Origin of the sequence: Thalassobellus citreus (assembly GCF_044385915.1) — a bacterium.
Taxonomy (GTDB): domain Bacteria; phylum Bacteroidota; class Bacteroidia; order Flavobacteriales; family Flavobacteriaceae; genus Thalassobellus; species Thalassobellus citreus.
In genome coordinates, this window is the sequence record NZ_JBISCC010000113.1 from 21,249 (window position 1) to 32,973 (window position 11,725).

Consider the following 11,725-nt stretch of genomic DNA (forward strand, 5'->3'; position numbering starts at 1 on the left):
TTTATATTATCAAATTTGCTTTCTCGTCTGCAATACCTATTTCAACATAGCTTCCAGAATTGAAATTTAAAAAATCAGATTCTATACCATCACTAAAAATAACACCTTTTGATGGCATATTAGATTCAACTTTTAATGTTTGTTTTTTTGTTATTATTCCAAAACCTATACTCGCTTGAGTAACCTTGCTTAAAAAAGGTTCCCTAACTACAAATACAAGTTTTTCATCTTCCCAACGGATTAATGATTGTTCACTTCTTTCTTTGTTAGATTGAATTTTATTAATATTATTCGCCATATTAAATATAGAACTTAACCAACCAGTAGCGCCTGCACCAGTAGAAATTATAATTCCACTAGACGAATGCTTTTCTCTTTTACCTTTAAATTCAATATCATATCTTGAAGAAACATGAGAGTCTGCCCCTATATAAAAATCATTAAAGGCTAATAAGGTTTGTCCATCATTTAATTGCGCTTTTGCCATGGTAACCTGCTTAGTTTTATAATCTCCTTTAAGAACATTTTTAATAACAACATCTAATTCATCTGAGGTATGCTTTAATAAAACACCATCATAACGTTCTTTATCTGGATTTACACCTATAATAGACAAACCTTTAACGTACTTAGCTGTATTTGCAACCAATCCATCTTGCCCAATAACCACTATTAAATCCTTCTCTGTAAAAATATATGTTGGTAAAAACGAACGATTAATAACTTTATACTTTAATTGCTTCGAAATAGTGTCTTGAATTTTAGACAATGATTTATAAAACGTATCATTTTCAAGCTCATAGTATCCAAAATCTCCTTCAGATTTTTCAATATAAAACTTGGCTTGAGCTTTTGAGTTAAACCTTTCTATTAGTAACTCTAGCCTTGTTTTGTCTCTTATTATGATGACTCTTTCAAACTCCATTTTATTTATGATTTACTTCTTACAATAGAATCTAATAATTCTGGAGAAATATTTAAATTACCTATTTTATCTGCATTTTCAGCTAGTTCTCTAAAAGCTAAAGCGATATTATTACTTGGGTCATTTCCATTATTACTTATAGCCATGAGCGTTTTCCAATCCAATTCTTTATATGGTTTTAAATTCGCATTTAGAACATATTCTTTCACATCTGCTTCTTTCTTCTCATTAGTTACTTGAATATCGATAAGCTCTTTTTTCTGTTCCTCAAGAGAAATACTAGAAGTCATTTCCATTTGTTTTAACTTCTGAACATTCTGCTGCTTAACAACATCTGTTTCCATTTTCTTTTCAACGATTTGTTTTTGCTTTTCCTCAACAGCAATCTCTGTATTCAATTCACTTTCCTTAATCATACGTTCTTGCTCTACAGCAAAATTTCTACGTTCATAAACAGCTTGATCGGCTTCCTTTTGAAGAGATTCTCGCATATGAGTTTCTAAAGCACGAGCCATTTCTGGATTAGGTGTAACCCCAAGCACATTAACGCTTAATATTTCTAACCCAAGCATTTGAACAGTCTTTGATTTTTGAACATTATTAAAAATCTCTGCCTCAATATCTTCTAACCTCCTCAAAGCTTCCTTCAAACTTAAACACTGAATAATAGATGCACTAGCAGTTTGAGCTTCATTGATTATTCGTTGCTGAATTTTTTCGTAATCATGTTTCAAATACTGTTTCTTATTATTTACAGTAAAATCTAAAGCTTCAGCAAGTTGCTTTGGGTTTTCAATCTTATAAGTGACTTGTCCTTGTAAAGTAACTTCTTGATAATCTTTTGTCGTTTCATTGAATACAAATTGAAAATCATTACTCTGAACTGGAATAGAAACAATTGATGAATTTGGAGAAAAATAAAAGAATGATAAACCTCTGCCTTCTTTCTTGATTTTCCCACCTTTATAATGAATAACGTAATTCATTGAGTCGAATTTGATATAATTTATTCCTAACATAACTTTGAGTTTTAAATTAGTATTTGCGTAATTATAACACAAATGTAAATAGGAATATTAAATTCACCAAATATGTTTTGTGTTTTTTTTACGCAAATATATTATTAATCTAATATTCAATAAGTTATATTTCAAAAATTATCCCTTCCTTTTTAAGTTGGAAGTAGCGTTTTTGGTTAAATTGGAATAAATTGGCTGGTCTTCCCGAACCTTTTGATACTTTTTCGTCGAGTTCATCAAGTACATTAAGGCCAATGATTTTCTTTCTAAAATTGCGCCTGTCAATTTCTCTGCCTAATAGGGTAGTGTATAATTTTTCTAAATCTGAAAAAGGGAATTTCTTATCGAGTAATTCAAAACCAATAGGTTCATAAGTGATTTTTCCTTGTAACCTCTTAATGGCTATTTCAAGGATCTCTTGATGATCAAAAGAGAGTTCTTGTAATTCATCAATATTAAACCATTGTACTTCAGCTGCATCAGTAGAAGCAAATATTTTAAATGTGTTCGGTCTTATTAGTCCAAAATAAGCTATAGAAACAACTCTTCCTCTTGGATCTCTATATGGATTTCCAAAGGTATATAATTGCTCAAGGTAATTAATCTTTACTCCTGTTTCTTCTTGTAATTCTCTCTGAACTGCTTCTTCTAAGGATTCATCATTTAATACAAATCCACCTGGGATAGCCCATTTATCTTTGAACGGTTCATACTTTCGTTTTATAAGTAATACTGATATTTTGCCCTCTTCGTAACCAAACACGACGGCATCAACGGATAGTTTAATGGATTGATTATTCATATGCGTAATTTATACGCAAAAATACAAAATTTAACTTAAACCATTTTTGTAATAATAGATTTAAGTGTATTTGTTTCCTTCCATTTTAAGAGTTTTTCCTTAGTAAAAGGATTGATTTCTATTTCTGGGAAATTATACTTTAATTCCAAAAACACTTCTAACAACTTCTTTGTTCCCCTAATAGGCACATCATTCATATTATGAATCATAAGATCTAAAAGTTTGAATAAAAATTTATTGTGCATTTTAGAAACATTAAAAAGGTTTGCTGTCAGAAGATCAGTAAACCTTTTAAGCGGTGCATATTCTCCCCATTCTAATCTACCTATAATTTCACCCAATAGTGAATTATTCACTTTCTCTTCAGAGTTAGCTTTAATCCATATTTCTGCTGCAAGCTCTCTAGCCACTTTATCACTACATAAAAGTCCAGTAGCCAAAAACATATAAGTTGTTTCTTTATAATCTGCACGATGCCATATTTCATAGAGGCCTTTGAGTAAATTGATCATGTTCTTTTTACTGCTTTCATCAAAAAAAGTAGATTCTTTTAAGTTGTTATAAATAACATTACTTAAAAACATACTCGGATTATTAGGCGATAGAAACAAGAATTTCACATCATCATGAGGCTGAATAGTAGTATAATATTTCTCCTTTTTGAAATACATATATTCATAAATACTAACAACATTTTCTTGCTTTTTCTTATTATTGAAAAGATTTTTAATATCAGAGATTAAAGAATCTGGTTCTTTTTTCTTTTCACCAAATTTTTTGAAACGCAATTCTTTACGGGTCATTGTTTTTAAAACATCTTTCTTAAGAGCATAATCGTATTGTTTATATTTTTCTTCTCTTAATTTGCAATCCCATGAATAAACCCCTCTTTCTTTTTGTAATGTATTTGATAACTGTTCTTGAAAGTAAGTTATCTCCGAATTTTTATTTCTGCTAATAACACTCTGAATCCATAAGTCTGGTCTATCAGTATAAGTCTTTTCAAGTTCAATTAAACCATAATGATACTTTAGAATGTTTTTAATTTTTTTAGTATTTATTTCATCTATTTTTTGTGATACATCTTTGGGGAACTCATCTAACGGTAAACGTCCAAAAGCAATTTGCATATCATATAGATTTATTTCCTCATCACTTTTTTCATATGATATGATTCGATCAATTAAAACCACAGGATCAACCCAGCAAGGTGCGTGCGTTGGTGTAGATAATAAATCTAAAGTCAAACCTCTTTTGATGAAGGATTTAGATTTTATAAATAAGAAATGATGTATTTGATATATATAATCTGGAATAGTTTGATGCTCTATTTCTTTTAGATTTTCCTTATACCGTGATTTATAAAATCGGTCTTCTTTAAGTTTCTTGATTTTTTGATCCTTAGTTTTTCTGAAGCTTTGAAGTTCAGCAGGGTATTTCTTCATTAATATCTCTGCGAAGTCATTAATATAATAAGCAGCTTCAGACTCAAGACTTCCAATTTGACTATTCCAGCCATCAAAATTCATCGAAAGATCTAGAGAACGCTTAAAAATAGGCTCTAGCTTTGAAACATTATCTTTATTTAAAAGCAGGTTCAGCTTTGGCAAATAACTCAAAAGCAAATCTATATGATAAACTTCATTGTTATCAATAACCTGACTTACAAAAAAGATTAGATCATCTAGTGTTTCATAGGTAGGTAGTTTGTTTTCTTCAGTCAATAACTTTGACTCTTCAACGTCAAAAACATGATCTTCAGCTTCTTCTTCTGAAGTTATATAACTCTTTAAGGTTTCTTTCGAAGAGTGAAACAAACTATCAGTGTATAAACTAATTTCATCCAACAGTTCTTGCTTCTTTGGGTCTCCATGCTTTTCAATAATTTTTGCAGCCCTTAATTGTATTTTCTCATCAACTGTAATTAATGCTTCTGAAGCTTTTTTACAAACCGAGATTCTAGAAGCTTTATGAGCTTTAACAATCTTATCCAAAATCATAAGTGTGGAGTTAACTACAGACTTTGTTTCAGAATTCAATTGAATCGAGCTATTTTCAATAAAGACTTTGTATTTAAACTTTTTATGATCTGCTACAGTTTTAAAATATTTTAATACCGTATTCACAACTTTTGAGTGAGGCGAATTTAGGGCAGCAAAAAACTCATTCTGTAAACTTAAAATCTCTTCTATAGTAGGAGTTAGTTTAATTAACAGGTCAAAAAACCATCCGCTCAATGTTTTATTAAATCCCTTAGTGGCTGAACATATAGTCGCTATTAAAACCTTTTTTCTGTTTAGTTTATCATCATTGGTTAAATTAGAAATCGTATCAATCCAAATATCATTACCTCCCTTATAATTTTCTAGATGTAAATAGTTATAATAATTGTTGATACCTGATTCTTCTTCAAACAAAAACCAAATATGCTCATCTAAAGTTTCTTTGTGCTTAAATAAAACTTCAGGTTTGTAAAAACTTCTATTTTTATTATTCTCCCATTTACTTTCAACTATTGCGTTTGGTAGTCTCGCTAGTATTAATTCATGAGATGGCTGCAACAAACCTTTTTTGAATAATGTCATCGTCTTTTCGTAATCCAACTCCCAAGGCATGTCTTCATTAATTAAATCACCAAACCATTTAGGAGTATACCAAGGGATTATGTTTTCTAAATAATCATCAGTAACGGAAAGTTGGCTGACGCTGAAAAAGGCTTTTTTTGCATCTGTTTTGTTAAAACACACATAGCACACTTTACTAATAATATTTCTTTTAGTTTCAGAATGTATAGGTTTTGAAGTATCATAGGTTCCCCAATCTGATTTCTCTCTAACCATTCGGTGCTCAAAAATCTTTTCTTTATACTTTTTTAAAAAGGGAACAAGTTCTCTTTTTTCCTTTAGAGTGAGTTTTTTTAAAAAAGGGATTACATCTTTTTCTTTGAAGACAATGTCTTCTAATTCTTTTTCAAGCATATTAATTGGCTTTTGCTTTTTTCTTTACGGCTAAAATATGTTTGCATGCGCCTCGTTCACCTTGATTTTTACTAAACCAAGTACAAGTACATTTTTGCAAGTCACCTTTTATAACCACATAATGTTGTACTCCACTTCCTTCTACTTTTGCTTCTATTTCATTATCATTCTTTAGAGTGATATTTACCTTATTATCTTCTAATAGTTTTTCAGCACCTTTTAATCTTGGATTTAATGACATTATCCTATCTAGTTTGAAAGGCAACCTTCTATAAAAGAATCCGTTCTTAGCTAAATCATAACCCAATAGTCCCATCGCTGATAATTTGGTTGATAGTTTTTCTATTTTAGAAATATCTATTCCTTCTTCAAATGACATTAGAGCGGGGTTGAATTCTTGATTTGTAAAAGAGTAATTATCAAACGCTTGAATCAACGAATCTGGTAAGTCTTCTATCAAAGATTCTAGCGCTGCTCCCTCTCCTGAAAAGCCTCTCCAAAAATCTCTGGAAATCGAAAAGACAAAGTTCAATTCGTCAAAACATAAAATAAAAGTCACGGATTGCATGTCTTTTTGTGGATACACTTTTAATTCATTGATTAACGGAATTAACGGCTGAAGTAATTTTAATCTATGAATTCCACCAATACAAACAGCATTATTAGCTTTTAGAGGGCTAAACAAATACTTGCTACCTCTTTTAATTAAAAAATAATCCGTTTTAACTTTTCCATTTGGAATAGTCTTAAATAGCTGAATTGCTTGAATACGATTTAAGGTTTGTGCATAATCTGATTCTGAAAAGAAATGTTGTACTGTTGTGAGTCCTTTTATCCATTTGCTTGGTAAAGGCACTTTTCTTTCAATGAAACTCTCTCCTCCTTTATGAAAACCTACTTCTTTCTGCCCCACAGACAAAATGAGATCATCATTTTTTTTGATTTTGCCTAATTCAGAAATTAAAGGGGTATTAAAATCTACATTGGTTGTACCATTTTCTATAAACTCTCCATCCTGTCCGTTGTCTAAAACATCAACTCTAGCGTATACACCTGCACAATGTGAAAAGCCTTCAAATCTTATTTGATTATTACCAGCAGTAACTATAGGATCTTTTAATAAGGCTAATTGAAAAGGTGATAAATTAAAACTAGATTGAACTGTATTAGAAAGCGTAATCAAACATCTTGAAAGTTCATATGGGTTATTTAGTTTCCCCCAGAAAAAGCAAGGAGAGCTCCCTTTGTCAACTTCATTAAACTTTGATAATAATAAATTCTCTTTTCCTTGTTCTTTTTTAATACTCGAAAGGGAGTTGTATTTATAATTTAAAGTTTCTGCTGACATACTTTTTGTTTTTAAAAATAGTAAAAAAAATCTGCCAACTAAATTATAGATAGAAAGTTTTAAAATAAATTATTGATGTTTAAGTATAACAGAAAAGATCCATGTCCGTAATTGGGGTTTTTGACACTTAAACGTTAAAAATTAATAAGTTTAACAACTAAATGGATTCAATTCATATAAAATGAAAATAAATTTAATTAAGTTGGTTTTTGCGTGCAAATCGCGTGCAAATTAAAAAAGCTTTAAAAGATAAAATCTTCTAAAGCCTTACTATTACTGTGGAGAAGATCGGATTCGAACCGACGACCTCTTGACTGCCAGTCAAGCACTCTAGCCAACTGAGCTACATCCCCAAATATTACTTTAACCCTCTTAAAACTAAAACAGGTCTTTTACTATGGAAATCTTTTTTAAGAATCGTGTTTTTTTCCCACTTCTTAGTAAAGAAACCTCGCTTACGTCTTACCACGCATAACAAGTCTGGATTATGGGTTTGAAAATGTTCTAAAGCACCTTGAAAAGTGGTTGCATTTTCACTTTGTGTTCTAGTTGAAACAATATTATTCAAAGTCTCAGCAACCTCAAAATCACCATCATTATAATACATTGTTTTAACTAACAATAAATTAACAACAGCATCAAAATTATTCTTTATATCGATTAATTGATCTAAAGCATTTTCCTTTTTTATAATAGCCGATTTTAATGCCAATAAAACACTTTTTATAGGTCTAAAAACATAACCTTCTGGAACTATTAGTGCCGGTATTTGTGTTTGTTTTATAATTTTGCCCGATGTTTTTCCTAAAAAGACTTCATCTTTAATAGAGTTTGTTCTCGGTTCTACCAAAATCAAATCAATATTCGCAGTTTTACAGGCTAACTCTAAGGTAGGAATTAATTTTCCTTTTAAAACCCGAACCGCAACATCAACACTTTTAGTATCAATTTTAGAAACCAAATTATTTAAAAACTCTTTGCTTTCACGTTCAATAATATGGTCAACCTTAATCATGGTTCCTGCTTTCGTATACACATTATATACTTGCACAATAAAAAGTTTTGCCCCAAAAGCTTCAGCAAAGTCTACGGCATACTGTAAATGACTTAATGCATTTTTTGACGATCCTACAGGAACTAAAATATTCTTCATATCTATAAAGTTTGATAGCTAAATTTACAATAAATTTGGCGTAAAAGTAAAACTTTTAAATGATTCGGAAAGCAACCGCTTTAGATATTGAAAATCTAATCTTAATTACAAAAGCTTGCGCTAGTAATTTAATTGATAAAAATATTTATCAATGGAATGCCGTATATCCTAATAAAGAAGCCTTTATTAAAGATCTTAACCGAAATGAATTATATGTTTTAGACATAGAAAACACTGTTATTGGATGCATAACTATATCAACTTTTATGGATGATGTTTACAAGCCTGTGTCGTGGCTTGTTAAAAACAACAATAATATTTACATACATCGATTAGCTATTCACCCAAAACACCAAGGACAAGGTTATGCACAACAACTCATGCAATACGCAGAAGATTATGCTGTAAAAAACAATGCCGCTTCTATAAGATTAGATACCTTTTCGCAAAATACACGGAATTTGAAATTTTATGAACGTCGTGGTTACAAACAATTAGCTCCCATTTATTTTCCTAATCAAAGTAAACATCCGTTTTACTGTTACGAACTTGTTTTATGAGTACAAACATCAGTTTAAAACACATTAATAAATTAGCTATTCCCGCTTTAATTGCAGGAATATCAGAACCCATCTTATCTATTACAGATACCGCTATTGTTGGAAATATTAACGGCAACGCCACCGAATCGTTAGCAGCCGTAGGTATTGTAGGCGCCTTCATTTCTATGTTGGTTTGGGTATTAGGACAAACACGAAGTGCCATTTCGTCTATAGTATCTCAATATGTAGGTGCTAATAATCTAGAAAAAATAAAAAATTTACCGGCTCAAGCCATTTTTATAATTACATCATTAAGTGTTTTAATTATTATATTAACCTATCCTTTTGCTGAAAATATTTTTAAACTATATAACGCATCAGACCTCATTTTAGAATACAGTATAGATTATTATAAAATTCGTGTTTTCGGTTTTCCTTTTTCCTTATTTACTATTGCTGTTTTCGGAACTTTTAGAGGCTTACAAAACACCTATTACCCCATGATTATTGCCATTATTGGCGCCTTTATAAATATTGTTTTAGACTATATTCTTGTATTTGGCATTCAAAATTACATCCCTGCAATGCATATAAAAGGTGCTGCTTACGCTAGTCTTGTAGCTCAATGTATAATGGCATTATTATCGGCATATTATTTACTTAAAAAAACAAGTATTCCTTTAAAATTAAGCTTTCCTTTAAACAAGGAAATTATCAGATTCATCATCATGATTCTAAATTTAATTGTTAGAACCATAGCACTAAATACAACGCTTTATTTTGCTACACGTTTTGCCACAGGTTACGGAGCAGCATATATTGCCGCTTACACTATAGCCATAAACTTATGGTTTTTCGGCGCTTTTGTTATAGATGGTTATGCTAGTGCTGGTAATATTTTATCTGGAAAATTATTAGGAGCTAAAGACTATAGTTCCCTTTTAAAACTAAGCAATAAATTAATTAAATATGGTATTGTTATTGGCATTGCTATGGCTATAACTGGAGCTATTTTCTATTACCCAATAGGGCGCCTTTTTTCTAAAGACCCTGAAGTTTTAAGCCTGTTTTACAATTCGTTTTGGCTTGTCCTTATTATGCAACCTATATGCGCATTAGCTTTTATTTTTGACGGTATTTTTAAAGGCTTAGGTAAAATGATGCATTTAAGAAATGTACTGCTATTTTCTACATTCATAGTTTTTATACCCATTCTTTTTTGGCTAGACAGTATCGGTTACAAACTACACGGTATTTTTATAGCACTTTCCTTCTGGATGATTGCAAGAGGTATCCCGCTAATTATAAAATTCAGAAAAACATTTACACAGCTTTCACAAAACAATTAACTTTGTAATAAACGAGTTCAATAACTAAACTAATAATATGCAGCTATTTATTGCTTTGCTACAAGACATTAACATTGAAGAAAAAATTCAAAACGCACCTGATAAAGAATATGAAATAGGTGTTTTTATTGGCTCGATGTTGCCTTTTGTGGTTCTAGTATTATTAGCTTATGCTATTTACAGATATAATAAAAACAGAATTAATAAAGACTAATTATGGATATCATGTCATTTTTAAGCGGAAACGGATTGTTTCTAGTACTAGCCCTAGTTTTAATCATTATTTATGTTGTAAACAGACGAAAACGAAGATAATTATCTGGTTTTTAACCAACCCGTAATACTCATTCTTTTAGTATTTACTGGCTTTACTTCATGTTCAATTATTTGGCTTTCAAAAATCACCATTCTTCCAGGAAACGGATAAATAACTTTTTCTGTTTCCTGTCCGTTTTTATTTAAATACAACACTAATTCACCACCATTTTCTGGTAGCCAACCTTCTTCATTTAAATAACATACAAACGATAATTTACGTCTATCATCATTTTGAAAGGTGTCAATATGTTTTTTGTAATAAGTACCTTTTGGGTATAAAGCATAATGAAACTCCTTATATAAAATTCCTAAAAAACAGGTTTTATTTAAATAAGCAACCAAGTCATTCATCTTATTAAAAAATAAAGATTCTTTATGGCATGCCTTTGTTTCATCCATCCATAAAATCAAATCACCTCGTATCGATCTTTCAATAGTTGCATTCAACTTACTACCAATAGCCGCTTTTTTAAAAGCATCTTCCTCATACTTTTCTAAAAGAGAGTGTCTTAATATAGCCACTTCTTCTAAAGAAAAAAAGGATTCAACAATACTATATTGCTGCCTAGCAAGCTCAGAAATTATTTGTTCGTAAAGAGGGTTTTCAACAAAATCAATAGATTCAAATAGATGACTCATAAGCGTAGCGTAAATCATCTATCCTTAAATTTTGGACAAAGGTGAGCAAATGTAATATAAAAACCGTTTGCTTTTACAAAATGAATATCTTTGTATTTTTAAACTATACTTTATAATGAGTGGTATTCGCATAACAAAACAATTCTCTTTCGAAACTGGTCATGCCCTTTATGGCTACGACGGTAAATGTAAAAACGTCCATGGCCATAGCTACAAACTTTCGGTAACTGTGTTTGGCAAGCCTATTTCAGATAAAAACCATGTAAAATATGGGATGGTAATCGATTTTGGAGACCTTAAAAAAATTGTAAAAGAAGAAATTGTAGATGTTTTCGACCACGCCACCGTTTTCAATAAAAACACACCGCATGTAGAACTTGCAAAAGAACTTCAAGACCGCGGACACAATGTATTACTGGTAGATTACCAACCAACAAGCGAAATGATGGTTATCGATTTTTCAAAAAAAATAAAGAAACGCCTGCCATCACATATTGCTTTACACTCTTTAAAACTACAGGAAACCGAAAGCTCTTTTGCCGAATGGTTTGCTTTCGATAACGTTTAGGGCGTTACCCTAAAGGGTCGGGCTTTCACAAGTCGCGCTCTGCGAGGCGCTCCAACAATTGCTCAATCCCTAACGCAAACCCAT

General features: G+C 30.9%; 11 protein-coding genes and 1 tRNA gene. 4 read left to right on the plus strand and 8 right to left on the minus strand.

Annotated features, from left to right (window positions below; genetic code table 11):
- Position 1: 1 nt before the first annotated feature.
- The 7 genes from ACH5TX_RS02955 to ACH5TX_RS02985 all read right to left on the minus strand — a co-directional run bounded on the left by ACH5TX_RS02955 (position 2) and on the right by ACH5TX_RS02985 (position 8,225).
- Entirely contained in the window at positions 2–925 is a 924-nt protein-coding gene (locus ACH5TX_RS02955; protein WP_439338056.1) for a diacylglycerol kinase catalytic domain-containing protein, read from the minus strand.
- Positions 926–930: 5 nt separating this feature from the next.
- On the minus strand, positions 931–1,911 hold the full coding sequence (locus tag ACH5TX_RS02960; protein ID WP_439338057.1) for an SPFH domain-containing protein: 981 nt from the start codon (positions 1,909–1,911) through the stop codon (positions 931–933).
- Positions 1,912–2,068: 157 nt separating this feature from the next.
- Positions 2,069–2,746, minus strand: coding sequence for an NUDIX hydrolase (locus tag ACH5TX_RS02965; RefSeq protein ID WP_439338058.1), 678 nt, complete (start codon positions 2,744–2,746; stop codon positions 2,069–2,071).
- A 35-nt stretch (positions 2,747–2,781) separates the two neighbouring features.
- On the minus strand, positions 2,782–5,724 hold the full coding sequence (locus ACH5TX_RS02970; protein WP_439338059.1) for a DUF6493 family protein: 2,943 nt from the start codon (positions 5,722–5,724) through the stop codon (positions 2,782–2,784).
- A gap of 1 nt (position 5,725) precedes the next feature.
- Positions 5,726–7,072, minus strand: a complete 1,347-nt coding sequence (locus ACH5TX_RS02975) for an SWIM zinc finger family protein (RefSeq protein WP_439338060.1) — start codon at positions 7,070–7,072, stop codon at positions 5,726–5,728.
- A 279-nt stretch (positions 7,073–7,351) separates the two neighbouring features.
- A tRNA-Ala gene (locus ACH5TX_RS02980) sits at positions 7,352–7,425 on the minus strand.
- A 5-nt stretch (positions 7,426–7,430) separates the two neighbouring features.
- Complete coding sequence (locus tag ACH5TX_RS02985) at positions 7,431–8,225, minus strand: universal stress protein (RefSeq protein WP_439338061.1); 795 nt, start codon at positions 8,223–8,225, stop codon at positions 7,431–7,433.
- 59 nt (positions 8,226–8,284) lie between these two features.
- Between ACH5TX_RS02985 and ACH5TX_RS02990 the strand changes: the two genes are divergently transcribed.
- Genes ACH5TX_RS02990 through ACH5TX_RS03000 form a run of 3 tightly spaced genes read left to right on the plus strand, consistent with a single transcriptional unit; the run spans position 8,285 to position 10,330 of the window.
- Positions 8,285–8,785 carry a GNAT family N-acetyltransferase gene (locus ACH5TX_RS02990; RefSeq protein WP_439338062.1) on the plus strand — a complete coding sequence of 167 codons (501 nt, stop codon included), beginning with the start codon at positions 8,285–8,287 and terminating at the stop codon, positions 8,783–8,785.
- Complete coding sequence (locus ACH5TX_RS02995; protein ID WP_439338063.1) at positions 8,782–10,116, plus strand: MATE family efflux transporter; 1,335 nt, start codon at positions 8,782–8,784, stop codon at positions 10,114–10,116. Before ACH5TX_RS02990 ends, ACH5TX_RS02995 begins: the two co-directional genes overlap by 4 nt.
- A gap of 37 nt (positions 10,117–10,153) precedes the next feature.
- Complete coding sequence (locus ACH5TX_RS03000) at positions 10,154–10,330, plus strand: hypothetical protein (RefSeq protein WP_439338064.1); 177 nt, start codon at positions 10,154–10,156, stop codon at positions 10,328–10,330.
- Between the two features lie 101 nt (positions 10,331–10,431).
- On the opposite strand, the gene ACH5TX_RS03005 is transcribed toward ACH5TX_RS03000, so the two are convergent.
- On the minus strand, positions 10,432–11,073 hold the full coding sequence (locus ACH5TX_RS03005) for a 2OG-Fe(II) oxygenase (RefSeq protein WP_439338104.1): 642 nt from the start codon (positions 11,071–11,073) through the stop codon (positions 10,432–10,434).
- A 115-nt stretch (positions 11,074–11,188) separates the two neighbouring features.
- On the opposite strand from ACH5TX_RS03005, the gene ACH5TX_RS03010 reads away from it, so the two are divergent.
- Positions 11,189–11,641: a 6-pyruvoyl trahydropterin synthase family protein gene (locus tag ACH5TX_RS03010; protein ID WP_439338065.1), complete on the plus strand. Its 453-nt coding sequence runs from the start codon at positions 11,189–11,191 to the stop codon at positions 11,639–11,641.
- Positions 11,642–11,725: the final 84 nt, after the last annotated feature.

Bases quoted from the DNA above. Each gene is read 5' to 3' on its own strand.
- ACH5TX_RS02965 (WP_439338058.1), bottom strand. From the start codon at position 2,746: ATGAATAATCAATCCATTAAACTATCCGTTGATGCCGTCGTGTTTGGT.
- ACH5TX_RS02970 (WP_439338059.1), bottom strand. From the start codon at position 5,724: ATGCTTGAAAAAGAATTAGAAGACATTGTCTTCAAAGAAAAAGATGTA.
- ACH5TX_RS03010 (WP_439338065.1), top strand. From the start codon at position 11,189: ATGAGTGGTATTCGCATAACAAAACAATTCTCTTTCGAAACTGGTCAT.
- ACH5TX_RS02995 (WP_439338063.1), top strand. From the start codon at position 8,782: ATGAGTACAAACATCAGTTTAAAACACATTAATAAATTAGCTATTCCC.
- ACH5TX_RS02975 (WP_439338060.1), bottom strand. From the start codon at position 7,072: ATGTCAGCAGAAACTTTAAATTATAAATACAACTCCCTTTCGAGTATT.
- ACH5TX_RS03000 (WP_439338064.1), top strand. From the start codon at position 10,154: ATGCAGCTATTTATTGCTTTGCTACAAGACATTAACATTGAAGAAAAA.
- ACH5TX_RS02955 (WP_439338056.1), bottom strand. From the start codon at position 925: ATGGAGTTTGAAAGAGTCATCATAATAAGAGACAAAACAAGGCTAGAG.
- ACH5TX_RS02985 (WP_439338061.1), bottom strand. From the start codon at position 8,225: ATGAAGAATATTTTAGTTCCTGTAGGATCGTCAAAAAATGCATTAAGT.
- ACH5TX_RS02990 (WP_439338062.1), top strand. From the start codon at position 8,285: ATGATTCGGAAAGCAACCGCTTTAGATATTGAAAATCTAATCTTAATT.
- ACH5TX_RS03005 (WP_439338104.1), bottom strand. From the start codon at position 11,073: ATGAGTCATCTATTTGAATCTATTGATTTTGTTGAAAACCCTCTTTAC.
- ACH5TX_RS02960 (WP_439338057.1), bottom strand. From the start codon at position 1,911: ATGAATTACGTTATTCATTATAAAGGTGGGAAAATCAAGAAAGAAGGC.